Annotated in this window: 22 protein-coding genes; 7 read left to right on the forward strand and 15 right to left on the reverse strand. The window is 41.2% G+C overall.

Going from position 1 to position 22,362, the window contains the following annotated elements; translation table 11 throughout:
- Positions 1-127 precede the first annotated feature (127 nt).
- Positions 128-1,354, reverse strand: coding sequence for a nucleoside recognition domain-containing protein (locus GUY17_RS11940; RefSeq protein WP_162023288.1), 1,227 nt, complete (start codon positions 1,352-1,354; stop codon positions 128-130).
- A 124-nt stretch (positions 1,355-1,478) separates the two neighbouring features.
- Here GUY17_RS11940 and rsmF point away from each other — a divergent pair, with 124 nt between their 5' ends.
- Positions 1,479-2,933 carry a 16S rRNA (cytosine(1407)-C(5))-methyltransferase RsmF gene (gene rsmF, locus GUY17_RS11945; protein WP_162023289.1) on the forward strand — a complete coding sequence of 485 codons (1,455 nt, stop codon included), beginning with the start codon at positions 1,479-1,481 and terminating at the stop codon, positions 2,931-2,933.
- 500 nt (positions 2,934-3,433) lie between these two features.
- Here rsmF and GUY17_RS11950 read toward each other — a convergent pair whose 3' ends face one another.
- The 9 genes from GUY17_RS11950 to apbC are packed head-to-tail and all read right to left on the reverse strand — an operon-like array spanning position 3,434 to position 10,526.
- The gene (locus GUY17_RS11950) at positions 3,434-4,222 is read right to left on the reverse strand and encodes a TatD family hydrolase (protein WP_162023290.1); all 789 of its coding nucleotides are present in this window, start codon (positions 4,220-4,222) and stop codon (positions 3,434-3,436) included.
- A 55-nt stretch (positions 4,223-4,277) separates the two neighbouring features.
- Complete coding sequence (locus GUY17_RS11955; protein ID WP_059743855.1) at positions 4,278-4,604, reverse strand: PilZ domain-containing protein; 327 nt, start codon at positions 4,602-4,604, stop codon at positions 4,278-4,280.
- 51 nt (positions 4,605-4,655) lie between these two features.
- Entirely contained in the window at positions 4,656-5,639 is a 984-nt protein-coding gene (gene holB, locus GUY17_RS11960) for a DNA polymerase III subunit delta' (RefSeq protein ID WP_059743857.1), read from the reverse strand.
- Positions 5,640-5,667: 28 nt separating this feature from the next.
- Positions 5,668-6,315, reverse strand: coding sequence for a dTMP kinase (gene tmk, locus GUY17_RS11965; protein ID WP_162023291.1), 648 nt, complete (start codon positions 6,313-6,315; stop codon positions 5,668-5,670).
- Complete coding sequence (mltG, locus tag GUY17_RS11970; RefSeq protein WP_162023292.1) at positions 6,312-7,325, reverse strand: endolytic transglycosylase MltG; 1,014 nt, start codon at positions 7,323-7,325, stop codon at positions 6,312-6,314. Before mltG ends, tmk begins: the two co-directional genes overlap by 4 nt.
- Entirely contained in the window at positions 7,322-8,155 is an 834-nt protein-coding gene (gene pabC / locus GUY17_RS11975; RefSeq protein ID WP_162023293.1) for an aminodeoxychorismate lyase, read from the reverse strand. Before pabC ends, mltG begins: the two co-directional genes overlap by 4 nt.
- Positions 8,155-8,739: a dCTP deaminase gene (gene dcd / locus GUY17_RS11980; RefSeq protein WP_101086970.1), complete on the reverse strand. Its 585-nt coding sequence runs from the start codon at positions 8,737-8,739 to the stop codon at positions 8,155-8,157. Before dcd ends, pabC begins: the two co-directional genes overlap by 1 nt.
- A 23-nt stretch (positions 8,740-8,762) precedes the next feature.
- Positions 8,763-9,401 carry a uridine kinase gene (udk, locus tag GUY17_RS11985; protein WP_101086969.1) on the reverse strand — a complete coding sequence of 213 codons (639 nt, stop codon included), beginning with the start codon at positions 9,399-9,401 and terminating at the stop codon, positions 8,763-8,765.
- A 9-nt stretch (positions 9,402-9,410) separates the two neighbouring features.
- On the reverse strand, positions 9,411-10,526 hold the full coding sequence (apbC, locus tag GUY17_RS11990; protein ID WP_101086968.1) for an iron-sulfur cluster carrier protein ApbC: 1,116 nt from the start codon (positions 10,524-10,526) through the stop codon (positions 9,411-9,413).
- A gap of 156 nt (positions 10,527-10,682) precedes the next feature.
- Here apbC and metG point away from each other — a divergent pair, with 156 nt between their 5' ends.
- Complete coding sequence (gene metG, locus GUY17_RS11995; protein ID WP_101086967.1) at positions 10,683-12,734, forward strand: methionine--tRNA ligase; 2,052 nt, start codon at positions 10,683-10,685, stop codon at positions 12,732-12,734.
- A 110-nt stretch (positions 12,735-12,844) separates the two neighbouring features.
- Here metG and GUY17_RS12000 read toward each other — a convergent pair whose 3' ends face one another.
- Together GUY17_RS12000 and GUY17_RS12005 are read right to left on the reverse strand one after the other, a co-directional pair.
- A complete protein-coding gene (locus tag GUY17_RS12000) occupies positions 12,845-14,770 on the reverse strand; it encodes a monovalent cation:proton antiporter-2 (CPA2) family protein (protein ID WP_162023294.1) in 1,926 nt (641 codons plus the stop codon).
- 89 nt (positions 14,771-14,859) lie between these two features.
- Positions 14,860-15,612: a Nif3-like dinuclear metal center hexameric protein gene (locus GUY17_RS12005; protein ID WP_162024351.1), complete on the reverse strand. Its 753-nt coding sequence runs from the start codon at positions 15,610-15,612 to the stop codon at positions 14,860-14,862.
- Between the two features lie 424 nt (positions 15,613-16,036).
- Here GUY17_RS12005 and GUY17_RS12010 point away from each other — a divergent pair, with 424 nt between their 5' ends.
- Complete coding sequence (locus tag GUY17_RS12010) at positions 16,037-16,399, forward strand: hypothetical protein (RefSeq protein ID WP_162023295.1); 363 nt, start codon at positions 16,037-16,039, stop codon at positions 16,397-16,399.
- A gap of 159 nt (positions 16,400-16,558) precedes the next feature.
- On the opposite strand, the gene GUY17_RS12015 is transcribed toward GUY17_RS12010, so the two are convergent.
- Entirely contained in the window at positions 16,559-17,053 is a 495-nt protein-coding gene (locus tag GUY17_RS12015) for a glycine zipper 2TM domain-containing protein (RefSeq protein ID WP_254439816.1), read from the reverse strand.
- Between the two features lie 46 nt (positions 17,054-17,099).
- Between GUY17_RS12015 and aat the strand changes: the two genes are divergently transcribed.
- The 3 genes from aat (at position 17,100) to infA (ending at position 18,814) form a co-directional block, all read left to right on the forward strand.
- Positions 17,100-17,807 (forward strand): leucyl/phenylalanyl-tRNA--protein transferase, encoded by a 708-nt coding sequence (aat, locus tag GUY17_RS12020; protein WP_162023296.1) that lies wholly within the window; start codon positions 17,100-17,102, stop codon positions 17,805-17,807.
- On the forward strand, positions 17,797-18,516 hold the full coding sequence (locus GUY17_RS12025) for an arginyltransferase (RefSeq protein WP_162023297.1): 720 nt from the start codon (positions 17,797-17,799) through the stop codon (positions 18,514-18,516). The genes aat and GUY17_RS12025 overlap by 11 nt, the downstream gene beginning before the upstream one ends.
- Positions 18,517-18,595: 79 nt before the next feature.
- Complete coding sequence (infA, locus tag GUY17_RS12030; protein WP_011496276.1) at positions 18,596-18,814, forward strand: translation initiation factor IF-1; 219 nt, start codon at positions 18,596-18,598, stop codon at positions 18,812-18,814.
- A 398-nt stretch (positions 18,815-19,212) separates the two neighbouring features.
- Here the strand turns inward: infA and clpA are convergent, their stop codons facing one another.
- Both clpA and clpS read right to left on the reverse strand, forming a co-directional pair.
- Positions 19,213-21,471 carry an ATP-dependent Clp protease ATP-binding subunit ClpA gene (gene clpA / locus GUY17_RS12035; protein WP_101086960.1) on the reverse strand — a complete coding sequence of 753 codons (2,259 nt, stop codon included), beginning with the start codon at positions 21,469-21,471 and terminating at the stop codon, positions 19,213-19,215.
- Positions 21,472-21,513: 42 nt separating this feature from the next.
- Positions 21,514-21,822, reverse strand: coding sequence for an ATP-dependent Clp protease adapter ClpS (gene clpS, locus GUY17_RS12040; protein ID WP_101086959.1), 309 nt, complete (start codon positions 21,820-21,822; stop codon positions 21,514-21,516).
- Positions 21,823-22,018: 196 nt separating this feature from the next.
- On the opposite strand from clpS, the gene cspD reads away from it, so the two are divergent.
- Positions 22,019-22,225, forward strand: a complete 207-nt coding sequence (gene cspD / locus GUY17_RS12045; protein WP_011637711.1) for a cold shock domain-containing protein CspD — start codon at positions 22,019-22,021, stop codon at positions 22,223-22,225.
- Positions 22,226-22,362: the final 137 nt, after the last annotated feature.

Consider the following 22,362-nt stretch of genomic DNA (forward strand, 5'->3'; position numbering starts at 1 on the left):
AGCTAGAGATAATACAATTAGTACAAAAACAAAAGCCGATATATTTATCGGCCTTTTTATTTATCTTATTGATTTCGATAATTGATTTCGATAATTGATTTCGATAATTGATTTCGATAATTGATTTTTAACCATAAAACCAATAACATACACCGATGGCGGCACTAATACCTGCAAAATCTGCTGCTAAACCACACCCTAGTGCATGACGACCATTACGGATCCCCACTGAACCAAAGTACACAGCCAACACATAAAATGTTGTTTCGGTACTGCCTTGTAAAATAGCTGCTAGTCGGCCCGCAAAAGAATCAACTCCGTGATGACTCATGGTTTCTAACATCATCGCACGCGCACCAGAACCGCTAAAAGGTTTCATGAACGCGGTTGGCATCGCATCAATAAAGCGCGTATCGGCGCCTAATGCACTCACGCCACTTGCTAACAGCTGTAAGGCATAATCTAACGCCCCTGAAGCCCTAAGAAACCCAATGGCTAATAACATCGCCAGCAAATAAGGGATTAGCTGAATTGCTTGGCTAAAGCCCTGTTTAGCGCCATCAACAAACTCGTCATACACGGCAATTTTGCGATAACCTGCGACTAAAATAAAACTTAAAATCAGCAACAACAGTATACCGTTACCTAACACCATAGACACCTGGCCTATCGCATCGGCGGATAATGTCACCAAATAAGCAATCCCGGCCATGAATACACTCATAATGGTTGCAGCATAAGCCAAAATAACACTATTGATTAACGAGATACGCTGCACTAACGCGACAACCAATAGTCCCACAACGGTGGAAACACTTGTGGCCAATAAAATGGGTAAAAAGATATCAGCAGGATTAGCCGCACCTTGTTGGGCACGATAAAGAAAGACTGTTACAGGGACTAATGTTACTGATGAGGTATTTAATACTAAAAATAAAATTTGGGCGTTGGTTGCTACTGATTTTACAGGGTTAAGAGATTGCAGATCATGCATCGCTTTTAAGCCTAAAGGCGTTGCTGCATTGTCCAGTCCCAACATATTAGCAGTAAGATTCATGCTAATGCTGCCATAGGCGACATGTCCACGAGGAACCTCAGGCATCAACTTAGACAGTAAAGGTTCAAATATGCGGGCAAACAAACCCACCACACCGGCCTTTTCACCAACTTGCATCAAGCCCATCCATAACGCTAACACACCGATTAAGCCAAGCGAGATGTCAGCGGCTAACTTAGCACTGGCAAACAATGCCGTCACCGACTCGCTTAATACATCGACATTGCCATTCACTAATTGAATCGAGATAGACAACGCAGCAATGATAAAAAATAATAACCACACTCTATTTAGCACACACCACTCCATTAGCCAGTCGGTTTTATTAACGTCAATATACAGTAATCATTGCCAAACAGGGTGTACAATTCCGTGATATGATCGCTTCAATTACTGCAACAATAATGTATCGTTTCTTATTATGGCCCAATTAAATATAAACTTTATCAATCACATTGAGAAAGAGTTACCCGCTCACTTGGCTTTAGAAGAGTTTATCGCCTATTGTGATAAACCACTTCGTAAATCCATTCGGGTGAATACGCTTAAAATCAGTACTGCACAATTTTTCAGCATCATGACTAAAGCCGGCTGGCAACTGTCTCCAGTACCTTGGTGTGCTGACGGATTTTGGATTGAGGGTAAAGATGATATCCAACTGGGTAATGCCATTGAACATATTCAAGGGCTATTTTATATCCAAGAAGCCAGCTCAATGCTGCCGCCGACCGCATTATTTTCCAATGAAACCGCCGCCGAAATAATCTTAGATGTCGCTTCTGCGCCAGGTTCTAAAACCACTCAAATCGCAGCCTTAATGAATAACAGTGGCTTATTAGTCGCTAATGAATATTCTGCCAGTCGCGTTAAAGTATTACACGCTAATGTGTTACGTATGGGGGCCAGCCACACCGCCCTAACCCATTTTGATGGCCGAGTCTTTGGTGAATATTTATATGAATCGTTTGATGCTATTTTATTGGATGCTCCTTGTGGCGGCGAAGGTACCGTCCGTAAAGATCCCTTGGCATTAAAACACTGGGATATTGAAGATGTTACTGCGATTGGTGAAACCCAAAAAGATCTTATCGAATCAGCATTTTTAGCGTTAAAGCCAGGCGGAGTGTTAGTCTATTCGACTTGTACTCTAAGCCAGTTAGAAAACCAACATATCTGTTATCACTTACAGCAAACTTACCCCGATGCGGTTGAGTTTGTGTCACTGGCTGAGTTATTTGATGGTGCAAATAAAGCATGCACTGAAGATGGTTTTTTACATGTTTGGCCACAGATTTACGACAGCGAAGGATTTTTTGTCGCTAAAATTCGTAAAACCGCCTCAGTCGAGCGAGTAAAAAAACAGCCTAAATTACAAAAAAACTTTCCTTTTACTCCCGTAAACGAAAAGCAAAAAGTGGAATTAACACAATACTTTCAAAACAACTTCTGTCTCGAGTTACCCAGCGATGACGTGATCATGTTGCGTGACGATGAATATTGGTTGTTTCCAGCCCAATTTATGCCTTTTATAGGCAAGATGCGTTTTCAACGTATTGGCATTAAGCTCGCTGATGCGATGAAAAAAGGCTACAAAGCTAAACATGAAGCCGTTATTGCTTTATCGGCAGCAGCGCATAATCCAGCAAAAACCATGGAATTAAGTGCGGCGCAAGCACAAGGTTTTTTAATGGGTCGTGATATTGCTACAAGTACTTTTGATCAACCGACACAGCAGCAGTTAGCCATCATGCCACAAGGCGAAATGTTAGTGAGTTATCATAAAGTCGTGCTTGGGGTTGTAAAACATTTAGGCCATAGACTGAAAAACAATTTACCGCGTGATTTGGTCCGCGATAACGTTAACTTGAGCCTATAGCACGCTACACTATTTCGATGAGCAAGAATAAAGAATATAAAACATAATTATCAATGAATTACTATAAAACACAGTGATAAAACAGAGTGCTAAACCAACATTATTAATTAAATTTTATGCACAACACAATTTGAGTGCCTATAATTAATTCATGTTCGACTCAGTATTTGGCATTTTAAGCTATCTTAAGATGCCACAACAGTAGCGCAAGGCTCTTAATCGAGCCCTTTCCCTAGGCCCAAAACAATTGGATAGTTTTGGGCCTTTTTTTATTATTTCACCCACCAACACGCTCTAAAATGTGCTTAAGTCATAGGTTCATGGTGGTATTTGAGTAACGTTAGCGCAATTATTTAAGCAACTGCGCTAACGTTATTTTGTTTGCCTGCACAGCAGGCATATCAGAACTTTATTGCCGCGAAGTAAGCCACAAATTAGATAATTTGCTGTTAGTCTCAGGATTGAATTAGCTTCAATCTTGAACTAGCTGCAGATTTGATTTAGCGGCCAACTAACTTAGCGGCATCTTTAAATAAATTAAAAAAGTTATCCGTGGTGTATTGAGCTAACTCTTCGAATTTTTCACCGCGCAATTCTGCGACAAATTCGGCAACATCTCGAACATAAGCAGGCTGATTTTCTTGGCCACGATGCGGCACCGGAGCTAAATAAGGTGAATCGGTTTCGACCAGTAATCGGTCTTTTGGTACTTGGCGAATAACACTGCGCAATTCACCTGCATTTTTAAACGTTACAATTCCTGAAACAGAAATATAAAAGCCTAAATCAATGGCGGCTTTGGCCATTTCCCAGTTTTCAGTAAAGCAATGCAACACGCCACCCACTTTGTCGGCATGACCTGCTTTTAGCATATTAATGGTATCTTCACGGGCATCGCGAGTATGTACAATTAATGGTTTATTCACCTCAACAGCTAACGCAATTTGTTGTTCAAAGCACTGCTGTTGCAAGGTTTTTGTGTCATTTGAATAGAAATAATCTAAGCCTGTTTCGCCAATGGCAACCACTCTGGGATCTTCTGCAAAACGTTTAATGTCTTCAATATTCAACCCTTCTTGTACATCGAGAGGATGTACGCCAGAAGACAAAAACACATTATTAAAGGCAGACATTTTATCTCGCATGGCTTCAAAGCCTTGCTGACGAACGTTGACGCACAATAGATAGTCAACGCCTTGAGCTTTGGCATTGTCCATAATGAATTGTAAACTGGCTGAGTCTGGGGCCGCTTTTAAGCGGTCAAGGTGGCAATGTGAATCAATTAGCATGGGAATTCTTTCGCAACTACATTAACAAATAAAACAGATGCGCAAGAATACCTAGCTACATAGTGCAGGTCAAATCGCTAGAGGCAAGTTCGCTTGATAATAATTTTTCAATATGATGTTTATGACTTTCAACATCAGTTTTAATTTTAACCCCAATACCCGCTGGGCGCCCACCAGATGCACCTAATGGATTAATCCATACCACTGTGCCTTTAAATTCATTTGTTTGAGTGGCATTAGGCAATCGATAAGCAATGGTAAGCTCTTGGCCTAAAAAATGACTTTCTGTAGTCGCAACGAATAAACCTGCAGGCTTAATAAAAGGCATATAAGCACGATAAAGTTTATGTAATGTATCGTAATTAACAACAAGATCGACCATAAATAATTATTTTCTTTCCATAAGCAGGTTAAAAATCAATATAAAAACGTTTTAATGGGTCAACTGTCTAAATGTGAGCACATATTGTTGACACAAGGCTGGCGCGTTCACACTCGGCATTGTTTCAAGTCTATGACACATGGTCATCACACGCCCAGCAAGTTCAATGACTTTTGATTGAACCAGTGGATTTAATGACTGACGACTTGTGTTTTCAGTTTTTAGCTTATTACTTTTTAACACATATTGGCGCAAGTACAAATACAAAACATTAAGTGCATCAACAATTTGTTGTTCTGACACCTTCAATAAACTGTTGCTTAAATGACCCGTTTGTAAACTTTGGGCCCAATCTTGGCGAAATGTCAGCAGTTGTTGATAATGCTGACTGGTTAAACTATTTGCTAACGCAAGAGGACCACCAACAACACTAAGACACCATGTAACATCATGGATTTTGCCATCGGCGTTGGCTGGCGGTAACAACTGCTGCGCCGCCAACCACTGATGGATCTCATTTTTAGTTGGCTCAACAAAATTAAGCGTTTGACAACGACTGGTAATGGTCGCTAGTAACTGGGCTGATGTATTGGTTTGCAAAATGAGTACAACATCATCGCCAGGTTCTTCAAGGGTTTTCAATAATGCATTAGCCGCTGCCAAATTTAAGCGTTCGGCATTAACGATTATAGCTACACGTGCGCCACCTTGCTGAGCCGTTTGGGTTAACGCTTGGCAGAGCTGACGAATTTGATCGACTTTAATTTGGTTGCCATCTGGTTCGATTATATATAAATCAGGATGATTACCTGCTGCCAATAACAAACAACTTTTACACTGGCCACAAGCACCAACCGGAGTGAGTTGCTGGCAAAGCACAGTTTGCGCTGCGGCCTTAGCAAGCTTATCGCCCCCTAATGCTTTATCGATGTTGAACAAATGCGCATGACTGCTTTTGCCTCGATAATGCTGGTCAACAAAACGCTGATGTGGATCGGCTAACCAAGGCAGCTGGTCAATCTGATAATCACTCATGTCGGCACATTATCCTTTTTAATATCAATCACTGCTCACTCATAAGAGTGGATAAATGGCGTTGTAATTGTATACCAATATCATTATGCACTTGTTCCATGGATTGACTGGCATCAATCACCACAATGCTGTCATCTTCATGCGCTAATTGTAAGTAGGTTCGTCTGGCTCGCTCAAAAAAATCAATCGCTTGTTGCTCTATTCTATCAAGCTCGCCACGACTGGCTGCACGGCTTAAGCCTAACGTAGGATCAATATCCAAATATAAAGTGAGATCGGGTTTAAAACCACGTAAGCAAGCATCACTGACCGCTTTCACTAATGGCATTAACCCTCGGCCACCACCTTGATAAGCTAATGATGACAGATTGTGTCTATCGCCAAGTACCCATTGACCCGCAGACAAAGCAGGCTTAATAACATTGGCGATTAATTGTGTTCGCGCTGCATAAATAAGTAAGCATTCTGCTTCATCGCATAATGGATCTGTCTCATCGGCAATTTTAACTAAATCGCGCATTTTTTCTGCCAAAGGAGTCCCGCCCGGCTCACGAGTACACACAGGAGCCTGACCGATATACTGCTTAATAATATCGTTAACAAGGGCTATCGCGCTTGATTTACCCGCGCCTTCTAATCCTTCAATGACAATAAACTTGCCTTGCTGTTGAGTCATTTTCTTTTTCTCTGAAATTCGTTTACGGCATTATTATGGGCTTTCAACGTAGATGAAAACACATGACTGCCATCATTGCGTGAAACAAAGTACAAGTAATTTACTTTGGCTGGATTAGCGGCGGCAAATAATGATGCGCGACTTGGTGCAGCGATAGGCGTTGGCGGTAAACCATCAATCTTGTAGGTATTGAATGCCGTTGCTTCGCGTAAATCTTTACGAGTAATATTACCTTTATAACGTTCACCCATGCCATAAATTACCGTGGGGTCGGTCTGAAGACGCATACCTTTTTTAAGTCTATTATTAAACACTGCAGACACCCAATCACGCTCTTCAGGTTTGCCCGTTTCTTTTTCAATAATAGACGCAATAATTAATAATTCGTAAGGTGATGATAAGGCTAAATCAGGGTCGCGCCCTTCCCATGCTTGCGCTAAGCTTAACTGCATCATGGTGTAGCTGCGGTTTAAAATAGTCTGTAAGTTATCATCTGCATGATAATGGAATGTTTCTGGATAGAACTTACCCTCAGGCAAACCAGAGGTATCGCCATTTTGTAATAGCACTTGGTTAAAGTCGTCGGTATTTTTTGCTAAATGCTCAGTCGTGGTAAGTGCTTGCTGCCACTCGGCAATGGTTTTACCTTCGATTAAGGTGATGCTGAAAACCACTTGTTGGCCTAAGTACAGCCGTTTTAATAACGCTTCTAATGTATCGCCTGGGATCAATTGATACAAACCGGTTTTAATATGGGCAAGCTTAGGTTCAAGTTTGACCAGATATTTAACTTTCCAGCTATCGGTAATAAATGATTGTTGCTCTAGTTGTTGCGCAAGCTTAATCAAACTAGTACCAGGTTCAACCGTTAATGTTTGAATTTCAGTTAACTGTAATGGCTGTTTTTGGTAAGCGATTAAGCCAGATACAAGCCAATATCCTCCAAGACAAAATACTGTAAATAGAGGAATAAGACTGGCTAAAAAAAAGGTTTTTATGGTTTTAATCATGATGATAAATTCACACTCAAAATGTGCCTGAATCGCGGTGTTTGCGTCCAATGGCTAAATTGAAAATCGTCAATGGCAGTTACATCAACAATGCCAAATAAACTGTTCGTTATAAATATATTGTCCGCGGCCTGAATATCACCAAGTGTTAATTGTGTAGCCATAACTGAGAAACCCTGACAGAGCAGAGTATCAATTAATGTCTCACGCATCACACCACTTACGCCCGCATGGGTTATTGCTGGGGTAAACACATGACCATTTTTGACTACAAAAATATTGGCCATGGATGACTCTATCACATTACCGTCACAGTCAAACACTAGCCAATCTTGATGAGTACTCGGTAGAGGTTGTGACTTTATGAGCACCTGTTCCAATCGGTTAAGGTGTTTCATTCCCGCTAGAAGTGGTTGCCTGCCAAGACATATGGGTGATGATGCTAGCGAGATACCACTTTGCTGCCAATCAAGGTAATGCTCAGGAATGGGATGCACTGACACAACTTCTGTAACGTCTGCGCTCAAAGGAGCCTGATAACCACGGCCACCGACTCCACGCGTCAGCAATAGCTTTATACAATGTTGTGGGTATTGTTGGGCGAGTAGGATTAATTGTTGTATTAATAAGTCGCTTGGATGCCACTGAATACTTAGGCGCTCGCAACTTTGCTGCAAACGAGAAATATGCCCGTCAAGGAATAGGATCCCTGCGGGCATATCAGCTGATGCTGTGCGCATGGTTGCGAACACACCATCACCATAAGCAACACCACGATCAAATGGACTCATTAGTCCGTTTTCAACGTGATTAACCCAAACTGGTGCCATTATTTATCCTGGCTGATCCGGCTTGCCACAGCCTCTTGTTGATCTTTGTACTTCGAGCTTTTACGCGTGTTATATGGACGAGCAACCGCAGAGCTTAAGCGCTCGAAATTAAGCGCACCAATCGTCATACCAGGGCGAAGAGCCAACGGCAATTTGCCACTGTTAAAAAACTCAAGTACGATTTTACCTTGCCAACCGGGATCAATACGATGTGCGGTCACATGTACCATCAACCCTAAACGGGCAAGTGATGAGCGACCATCTAACCAACCTACAACATCTGCAGGTAAGGTCACACTTTCATAGGTTACCGCTAATGCTAATTCGCCAGGATGAAGGAAAAAAGCTTGATCATCAGCAATTTCAATTTTATCGCTCATGATCCGATCAAGTGCTATTTGCATTTCTGCACTAGGGCCACTTAAATCGATGTAAGGTGCAGTATGGTCTTTAAATACACGAAATTGGCTGCCTAAACGTACATCCACGCTCACTCCCGAAATGGCTTCAATACCAGGACGAGGATCGATAATAATGGTGCCATTATCTAAACATTGCTCAATCTCTATATCAGTTAAACGCATGCTGCACTCTCTTCTAGATAAGGCTACTTCGCCAATAAATGCTGAATTCTAGCTTTTAAAATATCAGTTGCGATACGGTTTTTACCGCCCCGTGGAACGATAATATCGGCATATTGTTTTGACGGCTCAATAAACTGTAAAAACATCGGGCGTACGGTTCGTTTATATTGTGAAATAACCGATTCCATTGTTCTGCCACGTTCAGCAACATCACGAGTTAACCGACGTAAAAAGCAAATATCTAATGGCGTATCCATAAACACACTGGCATCCATTAAGTCACGTAATTTAGGATTGGTTAATAATAGAATGCCTTCTAAGATAATCACTTTTTTAGGCTGCATGGTCAACGTGTCGCTAATACGAGTATGCTCAGTATAGCTGTAACATGGAATGCTAACTGGCTCACCTTGTTTAAGCTGAGATAAATGAGACGCTAATAACTGATGGTCTAACGCTTTTGGATGGTCGTAATTAGTTTTGACACGATCTTCCATCGTCAAATGGCTTTGATCATGATAATAAGCATCCTCATTGATCACACCAATTTGATTTGTTCCTAAATCACGACACAATTCTTCAAAAATTGTTTTAGCAATTAAACTTTTACCTGAAGCCGACGCACCGGCAATCCCAATAATGACACACTGCTGAGAATTCATCTCTTAACCTTACTCGTCTTCTGATATGCTAATTTTTACGGTTGATTGTACTTGTTGAAGTGCTAATTCTGCCCCTAGTTTGCGGGCAATTTCGCGATATATCCCTGACACTTCACTTTCTGGTTCGCTCATCACGCTCGGCGTACCATTGTCCATTGATTCACGAATATTGATGTGTAATGGCAGTGAGCCTAATAATGGTACGTTATAACGTTCCGCTATTTGACTACCACCATGAGTACCAAATGGGTGTTCTTTATGGCCACATTCAGGACAAAGATGAAAACTCATGTTCTCGATAATCCCAAGTACTGGAATGTTGACCTTGTTGAACATGGTGATGCCTTTCTTGGCATCCGCTAAAGCAATATCTTGCGGCGTTGTCACTATCACCGCACCGCTAACCGGTACTTTTTGCGATAATGTCAGTTGAATATCACCAGTTCCTGGTGGCATATCGACGATTAAATAGTCTAATTCAGGCCACTGCGTTTCGTTAAGTAACTGTGCTAAAGCACCTGCGGCCATAGGACCACGCCAAACTGCAGCTTCATCACCACTTAGCATAAAGCCAATTGATTGTGCAGAAATGCCATGCACCAATGCAGGTGTCATGTGCTTTCCATCTGGCGATTGTGGACGAAAATTAGGAATGCCCAACATCAATGGAATAGACGGGCCATAAATGTCGGCATCTAAAATACCCACTTCGGCGCCTTCAGCTTTTAACGCTAATGCGAGGTTTACTGCGGTGGTTGATTTACCCACACCGCCTTTACCAGAAGCCACAGCAATAACTTGTTTTACATTAGGAATAGGTGCAATGGCTGGCAGCGCGGAATAAACCCGTGGTTGGAAATCAATTTCACATTCCACTTCATCAATGGCGTCAAGAACAGCCAATTTATTGGTTATTGCCATCACGGTGTCACGGTATTGTGTCATACACGGATAAGGATAAACTAAGCCTAATTGTAGGCGTTTTCCTTCTATCGACAATGCGGTAACACATCCTGCACTAACCAAACCTTTATGCAAATAAGGATCTTCAAATGCTTCTAAAATATCTAACACTGGTGACAATAATTCATCACTTAATTGATAATTTGTATGCGTATTGACCAAAACGGCAACTCCGAACCAGAAATTTGCACAAGTGTATCAGAACTTGGTAAAAAAATAGCGACTAATAAGCCTTTTTAAGTCATGTTTTGGTGAAAAAAGTCTGCTAATCAGTTAGTATCAGGCAATATTTTTGGTGTAATTTGATATCGAGACAAAATGACAAAATCACAGCGTAAAATACTGGTCACAAGTGCCCTTCCTTATGCCAATGGCCCAATCCATCTAGGCCACATGCTTGAATATATCCAAACGGATATTTGGTCACGTTTTCAAAAGTTACGTGGACATGAATGCCACTACATTTGTGCCGACGATGCTCACGGCACGCCGATTATGCTTAAAGCGCAGCAAATGGGCATTACGCCAGAAGAAATGATTGCCCAAGTGCAAAAAGAGCACCAGCAAGATTTCGCGGATTTCAATATCCAGTTTGATAACTTTCACAGTACTCACAGCGACGAAAACCGCATTTTGGCCAGTGATATTTATCTAAAGCTCCGTGATCGCGGTTACATCAAAACCAAAACCATTTCACAATTATATGACCCTGAAAAGTTAATGTTCTTGCCTGACCGTTTTGTTAAAGGCACCTGCCCAAAATGTAAATCTGAAGATCAATACGGTGATAACTGTGACAACTGTGGTGCAACTTATAGTACAACCGATCTGATAAATCCTAAATCGGCAGTCTCTGGTGCTACACCAATAATGAAAGATACCGAACACTTCTTTTTCGACCTGCCAGCATTTGAAGGCATGTTAAAAGAGTGGATTCAATCAGGTTCATTGCAACAAGAAATGGCCAACAAGCTTAACGAATGGTTTGAACAAGGCCTAAAGCAATGGGACATCTCTCGTGATGCACCCTACTTTGGTTTTGAAATCCCTGATGCTCCCGGCAAATTTTTCTATGTTTGGTTAGATGCACCTATCGGTTATATGGGCTCATTTAAAAACCTATGTGACAAGCGTGATGATTTAAACTTTGACGATTTTTGGAGTTTAGACTCTACCGCTGAGGTGTATCACTTCATCGGTAAAGACATTGTTTATTTCCACAGTTTATTCTGGCCAGCAATGCTTGAAGGCGCTGGTATTCGTAAACCGACCAGTGTTTATGCTCACGGCTATGTCACGGTAAACGGTTCAAAAATGTCTAAGTCTAAAGGCACGTTTATTAAAGCGCGTACTTATTTAGATAATTTAGATCCGGAATACCTACGTTATTATTACGCGGCTAAATTAAATAGTCGTATTGATGATTTGGATTTAAATTTAGAAGATTTCGCTCAACGAGTTAACTCAGATTTAGTCGGTAAATTAGTTAACCTTGCTTCACGAACGGCAGGTTTTATCGGCAAACGTTTTGACGGAAAGTTAGCCAAGGTAACCGACAGTAGCTTAACCGACATATTCTTAGCCAAAAGCGAAGTGATTGCCGAATTATATGAAACTCGCGAATTTGGCAAAGCGATGCGTGAAATCATGGCATTAGCTGATATTGCTAACGCCTATGTTGCAGACGCGGCACCTTGGCAATTAGTTAAGCAAGACGATAAACAAGATGAAGCACATCAAGTTTGCAGTAATGCATTAAACTTATTCAGAATCTTGGTCACTTACCTCAAGCCTGTATTACCAAAACTGGCCGGTGATGTTGAAGGTTTTTTACAGTTAACCTTAACGTGGGACAATTTGGGCCAAGATTTATCAGGTCATGAAATAGCGCCATTTAAAGCATTAATGCAGCGTATCGAACCCAAAAGCATTGAAGCTATCATCGATGCCTCTAAAGAGAACTTGCAAGCCAGTAATACGGACGCACCTAAAACCGATGCGCCGACACAAGCCGTTAATCAATTAGAGCAAGATCCTATCAGCCCAGAAATAAGCTTTGAAGATTTCGCAAAAATTGACTTACGGATTGCGCGTATCAGCAAAGCGGAACATATCGAGAAAGCCAATAAATTACTGCGTCTTGAATTAGATTTAGGCGGCGAAACCAAACAAGTATTTGCAGGTATTAAATCTGCTTATGCTCCTGAAGATTTGGTTGGCAAACTCACCGTGATGGTGGCAAACCTTGCCCCACGTACAATGAAGTTTGGTGATTCAGAAGGTATGGTATTAGCTGCAGGTCCTGGCGGTAAAGATCTGTTTATACTAGAACCCCATGAAGGTGCTCAACCTGGCATGCGCGTTAAGTAACTGTTAAATACATAGAAAAAAGACCGCCTCGGCGGTCTTTTCAACAGAAACACATCCAGAAAAACACTACCAGTGATTAAGTGATTAATCTACAAGTATAAAGTAGTGCATTAATGATTAGAATTAACATCAACATCTGATTTTGGCTTTGCATTAACTTCGTTCTGGATATCTACATCTTGTTGGTGAGTGGCATTATCTTCATCCATTGCCTGCTTTAATCGCTCTTCATATAACATAAACAGTTTAATAAAATCGTTACCAAAACGCTCACCCACTGATTCTTTCAACCACATATCGTATAAACGTTTAGAGGCTTCTTTTTCAACCCGCTTATAGGTTGCCTTTCGTCTCAACACATATTCTTCCGAATGACCTAATAACTGTAACGATGACAAGCTGAGTTCAAGAGCTGAATGATGCGTTTCCGACTCGACCGCGTCAGCGCCAGCCTCTTTTAATAAATGCCCATGACCACGGTCAAATGCTCTAGCAACAATCTTAAGTTTAGGGTAGGTATGATGTAAGTATTTAACTAACTCCACACTACTTTCTCTATTATCGATGGCCACCACAAAAAGCGAAGCTTGTTCAATGCCAGCAGTTTTTAATAAATCTGGACGAGTCGCATCACCGAAATAGGCCTTAGTATTAATACGCCTGATAGCGTCGACCTGTGAAACCTGATAATCGAGCACTACGGTTTTAATATTATTCGAAATTAAAAAGCGATTTACCACCTGGCCAAAACGGCCAATACCCGCAATAATCACCGTGCCCTCATCATCAATATTATCCTGTTCACGCTGATTTTTTTTCACTTGAAAGCGTGGATAAATCACTTTATCGAATAATATAAATAACCCTGGGGTTAAAAACATCGATAACGCGACTACGATAGATAAAGTCTGCGCCAGATCAGTTGGAATAACATGCTGTTGAACACTGAAACTCAGTAATACAAAACCAAACTCCCCCGCTTGAGCCAGACATAACGCAAACAACCAACGATCACTGCCCTTAATCCTAAAAATCAACGCTAATAAATACAGCACAAGTGCTTTAATCAGCATAACACTTAAGGTGATTGCAATTATTTCACCAAAATCAGCAAATAGAACCGTAAAGTCGATTCCAGCGCCAACAGTGATAAAAAACAATCCCAATAATAAGCCTTTAAACGGACCAATATTGGCTTCAAGCTCATGCTTAAATTCACTGTTTGCCAGTACAACGCCTGCTAAAAAGGTGCCTAATGCGGGTGATATACCCACTAAACTCATTAATGCCGCAATGCCGATGACCAACATAAGTGCTGCTGCGGTGGAGATTTCACGAGCACCTGATTCGGCGACCATTTTAAATAATGGTCTACTGAGATAGTGACCACCTAACACCACAGCCCCAATAGCTAATACCAGTACAATGGCATATGCCCAACCAGGTAATGAGGCCACTAGGCTTAACTGCTCGTGTTGTTCACTCATACTACTAACTGCAGCTTGGGCTTTCTCAACTAACTCAGGTAAGGCTAATAACGGAATAAAGGCCAACATGGGGATGACCGCGATGTCTTGAAACAACAATACCGAAAATGCGTTCTTTCCGGCGTGGGTTTTATTGAGGCGTTTTTCAGATAAGGTCTGCAACACAATTGCGGTAGAGGATAGTGAAAAAATTAATCCTATCGTTAATGCAATACTCAGTTGGTAGCCCGCATAAATTGCACAAGCCATTACCACCACAACCGAACCCACAACTTGTAAGCCACCAAGACCCAGTAAACGATTACGCATCGCCCACAACATTTTGGGTTCCAGTTCTAAGCCAACCAAAAATAGCATCATCACCACACCAAATTCGGCGAAGTGTTGAATGGTATTGGTTTCACTGCCCACTAAACCAACAATAGGACCAATGACCACACCCGCAATCAAATATCCCAACACGGAACCCAAGCCTAATTTATTCGCTAACGGAACAGCAATGACTGCAGCGGTGAGATAAATAAAAGCCTGTAAAAAGTACTCTGTCATTGGGGGTCCTTATCGGGTAAATAATTAATATCGACTTTTACACTGCAATTACAAGTGCGGGCCAATATTCAGCGATGTATTTTAATCCACTACACTGGGTTAACGATATCAATAAAATGATGGGTTAAATCAAACTTACTGGCTAAATGCTGCCCTAATGCCTGAATACCAAATTGTTCAGTAGCATGATGTCCTGCAGCAAAATAATGCAGCCCTTGCTCCATTGCCGCATGATAAGTACGTTCTGACACTTCACCGCTTATAAACGCATCTACCCCCATTTGGGCTGCATAATCAATATAGTCTTGAGCACCACCAGTACACCAAGCCAAGGTTGAAATAGGCTTGCTGTTATCACCAATATGTAATGGTGCACGTTTAAGTACCTTAGTCAGTAATTGACTAAATTCGCTGGCGCTTAAAGGATGCTCTAAATGACCATGCCAGAGTAAGTCTTGTCCTACTGGTTCATATACTCGAGGACTAATAATCCCTAACTGGTAAGCTAGTTGGGCATTATTTCCAATACCGTGATGGGCATCAAGCGGTAAATGGTAGCCGAATAAACTCATATCATGGTCCATTAATGCCTTAATTCGGCGATACTTCATCCCAGTGATAATTTCTGGCTCGTTTTTCCAAAAAAAACCGTGATGAACAAGAATAGCATCAGCATTAACGGCCGCCGCTTGCTCAATTAATGCTTGGCATGCTGTTACGCCTGTCACAATCGTGCGGATATCAGACTTACCTTCAACTTGTAAGCCATTAGGAGCGTAGTCTTTAAAGGCTGACACGTTTAAAAAACTGTCTAAATATGTCCCTAACGTTTGACGAGTAATGGTAGAGGAGCCTTGATGATGTGTTGACATAATATTTTCCTAACAAAATGGATAGAAGCCTCTGAAGTCAACTCAGAAGATAATGGGCCGTTTATCACTTACAATCCGTTGTTGAATTGCAAGCGAATCAGCCACTGAGTTGTACGATTTTTTAGGGATTTAACTAATTAACCTCTGCTCAGAATAATAAACGGTATCGTGCTAATTTTAGCTTATTTATTCAATACCTTCACTAGAGATGAGTTTAATAATTCAATGTAACTCACTGTCGAATATTTCAACAACAGCAGTCATAAACGCTGATAAATCGGACTTTATGAGAGATAAACCGACAATTACAGCCACTAATTGGACTTTTGTAGCCTTCACACATTAAAATTAGTAACAACCTTCATTTAACATGATAACAAATAGGTTATTAACTATGACAACATTGACTAAAGAAGAGGTCATCGGCCAACTACAAATGGCTCTTGAAAAGCAGTCTGGACAAGCAGTTTCTATTGAACAAGCTGGCAGCTGGTACAAAATTGACGGCGGTAAATCAGTGCGCTTTAGCGAACTTGAATCCATGCATTCACAACTAACTGCATCGTCAGTAAAAAAAGCACCGACTGCGAACCAAGCAGCTATTAAACCTGCTGCAAGGTTAACGACAAAAACTGCAGCGAAAAAACAACCGAGTAAAAAAGTGCAATCAAACTCAGGCGGATTAACGCCTAAGCAGTTGTGGCGTAAAAAACTCGAAAACACAACCGGTAATCAAACTTTGCCGCGTGGATTTTAATCTCTATTAGCAACAACAGATCAAACAGTATTGTTAGCAAATATTGACCACAGTGTGTAAACAAAAGGAGCCTAGGCTCCTTTTGTTTTAGTTGCATTTTCACATCGAGAATAATTACATCGAGAATAAATACATCGAGAATTACTACATCGAGAATATTTACATCGCTAGGTCGACCCTGACATAACCGGTTAAGTAAACCACCCTAACCTCATCTCCGGCAGTAAAACTCATACCCGGATCCGCATCTTGGATCACCATAACTTGGCTACCATCTTCTTGCTTTATCATTAGTTCAACTAACTTAGTTTCAAGATAATATTGTTGGTTACCGTGCTGACTGCCAATGCCACCGCCAATCAACGCCCCCAAAACAGTAGCAACATCTTTACCTGAACCGCCACCAAATTGATGACCGATGACACCACCGATTAATGCACCGCCAAAGGTTTTCCAACCGCTTCGACTATCTTCTACTAGCTGTTTCTCTGTCACATGCTTCACAGATTCAATGTGGCCGTATAACACTTTTTCAACTGGAACGGCTTGATTACGTTCGTAAGCAGCTTGGCTTTGACCACAAAACAAACAAATAGTCAGCAATACTGCAAAAATACTCTTCACACTTACAGTTATGATTTTAAACATGGCCATTTTCCGCTAAGTTAACGATAAGGTATTACAAATAATATACTCAATTGTGAACTCACTGTCTTATTTAAATCAATCCATCGGCTTCCCGCCGCCTGAGCAAGCTCTTACTGATCCGAATGGTCTATTAGCCATCGGAGGAGACTTGCGGCCAGACCGCCTAGCACAAGCCTATTACCAAGGTATTTTCCCTTGGTTTAACGCTAATGACCCCATTTTGTGGTGGTCTCCCGATCCTCGAGCGGTGTTCACACCAAGCCATCCTTTTGGCAGTAAAAGCTTAATTAAATTTCTTAAAAAGTCTTCATGGCGCTTTACCATCAATCATGCATTTTTAGATGTTGTTGCCGGTTGTGCTGGGCCCCGTAACACCCAAGATGGCACTTGGATTTCGGCCGAAATACAAATGGCCTACTATGAGCTGCATCTCCAAGGGCGTGCTCATTCTATTGAAGTATGGGAAGGCGAACAGCTAGTGGGCGGATTGTATGGTATTCCGGTGGGCGGTATTTTTTGCGGTGAATCGATGTTTCATCGTCAAACAAATGCATCAAAAGCAGCCTTTGCTATACTGAATCAACACTTGGTGAAACACGATTTTCAATTGATTGATGCGCAAGTAATGAATCCTCACTTAGTTAGCCTTGGGGCTAAAGCCTTACCTAGAAGCGAGTTTTTAACGGTGCTTCATCAGTACAGAGATCGTACAACTTCAGCGTCAATGTGGAACAAACAAGAGGTGTTTATTGAATTCTAAATCTGTCAGCGTTGGAATAAGCCAGCCTTTTGATTGCAATTATATTGAAGGTAATAAAGAGCAATTACTGGTGATCCAAGAACCGCAAATAGACGCAGCGCTGTTTGAACAACTGCTGACGATGGGCTTTCGTCGTAACGGCAATGCTATTTACAAACCTCGTTGTCCCTCCTGCCAAGCTTGTCAGTCTATTAGATTGAATGTTAATGATTTTATATTATCTAAACGCCAAAAAAGAACCTTAAAAAACAACCAAGATTTGCATTGGAAAGTCACTCATACCTCACGGCCAGAGCACTATGATTTGTATCAACGTTATATCAATGAACGTCACAACGATGGGCCAATGTTTCCTGCATCGCCAACCCAATATGATGATTTTTTATTATCAGATTGGTTACCGCCGATGTTTATTGAGGTGTTTGATCAAGAGCGATTAATTGGGGTGGCCGTAACCGATGAAATGATGAGCAGCTTCTCAGCAATTTACAGTTATTTTGATCCTGATTATGCCGACCGTTCATTAGGTTCGCTGATGATTTTAATCCAATGCCAATTAGCAAAATCATTGGGTAAACGTTTTTTATATTTAGGCTATCAAATTGATCAAAATCGGAAAATGAGCTACAAACGTCAATACCGTCCGTATCAAATTTTAACAGCACTCGGTTGGCAAGTTGGTGAAAATCTTACGGCTCTTTCTCGTTAACGCCCTTTACAGTTCAGTGTTTTTGGGGCATGATACGCCCGATTTTTTCATATTTGAAGGCTAATGGGATAACTAATTAATGGCGAAAGAAGACAACATTGAAATGCAGGGCACTATCCTTGAGACCTTGCCAAATACAATGTTCCGCGTAGAGCTTGAAAATGGACATGTGGTGATAGCCCACATCTCTGGCAAAATGCGCAAAAACTACATCCGTATTTTAACGGGTGACAAAGTCACTGTACAGTTGACTCCTTATGACCTATCAAAAGGTCGTATCGTCTTCCGCGCACGTTAATCGCTAGCCTCAACAATGTAAAAACCGACTGCCTGTCGGTTTTTTTGTTGTTATACCAAACTGCATAAATAAAGTGTATTCAACGTAAAGCAACACGCATCAAACAAGACGAATGTTCAACGTAATGGGTATCCCTTTATCAGAGCATTCAACCAGGCATCGCGATGGTTGTAATCCGTTTTGCAGAAGCACCTCATACGATCCACTACTATGTTTATTGATTTAAAAAGGGAATACCCATTTTGCTATCAATACCCATTGAATTGAACAGTAAGAAATGCTTTGAGTTGAAGGCTTATTTATAAGTAACGGTATTGGGCGCAATTAACATACATAAAAAAAGATGACCCATGGGTCATCTTTTTTAATGGCATATTTTCAAGTATATGGATTGATTCCTACGAGACTTTTTCTAACGACTCGCAATCGATATTGATCTCACCTTCTTTAACGTCAATATGCGCAATACCACCTCTTTCAAGCACACCAAACAGAATCTCATCCGCTAACGGACGTTTAATCAATTCAGTGACGACACGTGACATTGGGCGTGCGCCCATCGACTTGTCATAACCTTTCTCTGCAAGCAAGGTTCGCGCTTCATCACTAACATCTAGCGTGACACGCTTATCATCTAGCTGTGCCTGAAGCTCAACTAAGAACTTATCAACCACTTTGGCGATAACGGTCATATCCAAATGATTAAACCATACAATTGAATCTAAGCGATTACGGAACTCAGGTGAAAAGACTTTATTGATTTCAGCTAAGGCATCTTGAGTGTGATCTTGCTGTCTAAAACCAATCGATTTACGAATAGTTTCTTGTACGCCAGCGTTGGTGGTCATCACTAAGGTGACATTTCTGAAATCTGCTTTGCGACCATTGTTGTCGGTCAAAGTACCGTGATCCATCACTTGCAGTAACAAGTTGAATACATCAGGATGCGCCTTTTCAATTTCATCAAGTAGCACCACACAATGCGGATTTTTAATCACAGCATCGGTTAACATACCACCTTGGTCATAACCCACATAACCTGGAGGCGCCCCGATTAAACGTGACACGGTATGACGTTCCATGTACTCAGACATATCAAAGCGAATCAGTTTAAGGTTAAGACAATTAGCTAATTGATTAGTGACTTCTGTTTTACCTACCCCAGTCGGGCCTGCAAACATAAAGCTGCCTACTGGCTTTTTCTCAGAACCTAAACCGCTGCGCGATAAGCGTATAGCAGCACTAAGGCTCTCAATCGCTTTGTCTTGACCAAATACTACCATCTTAAGGTTACGTTCAAGGTTACGTAACATATCCTTGTCAGTCGACGATACCGACTTCTCAGGAATACGCGCCAACTTAGCAATGATGGCCTCTATTTCCGCTTGACCAATGGTCTTCTTACGTTTGCTTTGCGGCATCATCACCATGCGCGCACCGGCTTCGTCAATCACATCAATCGCTTTATCAGGTAAATGACGATCGTTTATGTGTTTGGCCGATAAAATAGCCGCACTGCTGATGGCAGCTTGGGTATAACGCACCCCATGGTATTCTTCGTACTTAGATTTAAGTCCCATCAAAATTTTGGTGGTTTCGGCAACTGAAGGCTCATTAATATCAATCTTTTGGAAGCGACGCGCTAAAGCACGATCTTTCTCGAAAATGCTTTGATATTCTTGGAATGTGGTTGAGCCCATGCAACGTAACTTACCACTCGATAATAATGGTTTAAGTAAGTTAGATGCATCCATCACACCGCCAGAAGCGGCACCAGCACCAATAATGGTATGAATTTCATCAATAAACAAAATGGCATGCTCATCAGCAGCGAGTTCTTTTAATAAGCTTTTAAAACGCTTTTCAAAATCACCACGGTATTTAGTGCCCGCTAATAATGAGCCTAAATCTAACGAATACACCGTTGCATTGGCCATAACATCAGGCACTTGCTTATTGACAATACGATAAGCTAAACCTTCTGCAATAGCCGTTTTCCCCACCCCAGCTTCACCCACAAGTAATGGGTTATTCTTACGGCGACGACACAATGTTTGAATAGCACGTTCAATTTCAGCATCACGGCCAATTAATGGATCGATACTGCCGTCTTGGGCTAATTGATTTAAATTAGCAGCAAACTGCGCCAACATGCTGCGGTCTTCTGGATTTTCAGATTGTTCGTCAATGCGTTCTTGATCTTGTGGTTCGCCAGAATCATCTTCTTTTGACATGCCATGAGAAATAAAATTAACCACATCTAAACGGGTAATATCACAACGACGCAGTAAATACACTGCTTGCGATTCTTGTTCACTAAAAATAGCGACGAGTACATTGGCACCAGAAACTTCGTTACGACCAGACGATTGCACATGGAATACAGCTCGTTGCAAAACACGTTGAAATCCCAAAGTGGGTTGGGTTTCACGTTCTTCAGTTGATTCTGCAATAATGGGCGTGGTTTGTTGAATGAAATTAGCCACTTCTTCTCGTAAACGATTAACATCCGCCCCACAAGCAATTAATGCTTCGTAGGCAGAAGGATTATCAATCAGCGCTAATAATAAATGTTCTACCGTCATGTATTCATGACGTGAATCTCTAGCTTGCTGAAACGCTAGGTTCAAGGTGACTTCCAGGTCTTTGTTCAGCATAAGCACCCCCTAAATTTAACCACAGACTGTGAGATATCGATTTTATACTTTCTCTAACGTACACAGTAACGGATGTTGGTTTTCTCTTGCAAACTGATTTACTTGAAAAACTTTTGTTTCTGCAATCCCAAATGGAAATACACCACACAATCCTTTGCCTTGGTTATGGATCGCTAACATAATATCTACAGCTTGCTGTTCATTTTTTTCAAAAAAACGTTGTAATACTTCTACCACAAAGTCCATCGGGGTGTAATCATCATTGTTTAGCACCACTTTATACATATGGGGTGGTTGTAGTTCAGATTCAACCTTTCCTTCAATATGTTCTACATTGCCTAATTTAGCCATTGTTTAATTCTAGCCTCTCGTTTGGTTCCCGACCACTTGATATCGTTAAATTAATTAAATGTTGTTTTTTTGTTAATTACCACTTGACATATTTTCGTACAAATTTCATTCTGTTTGGTAGGCGGCGAATACTAGACCGCTGGATAATAAGTTTTACTATCTTACTGGTAAGTAGACAACAGAAGGAAGTGGAAGTATGGCAAACGGAACTGTTAAATGGTTCAACAACGCCAAAGGATTCGGGTTTATTTGCCCTGATCAGGGTGGCGAAGATGTATTTGCGCACTATTCAACTATCGAAATGGAAGGTTATCGTACCTTAAAAGCAGGTCAACCTGTGTGCTTCGAAGTTGAAGAAGGCCCCAAAGGAATGCATGCTTCAGCCATCTCGCCAACAATCTAATTGGTGAGACTATAAAACAAAAAGACAGGGATTTTAATCCCTGTCTTTTTTATTGCCTAAAAAAACATCAACTCAATCAATTTAATACACCTTCAATTGAAGATGTATTCATTAACAGAATAACTCACACCTAGTTA

Origin of the sequence: Shewanella sp. Arc9-LZ (assembly GCF_010092445.1) — a bacterium.
In the GTDB taxonomy this organism is placed as follows: Bacteria; Pseudomonadota; Gammaproteobacteria; order Enterobacterales; family Shewanellaceae; genus Shewanella.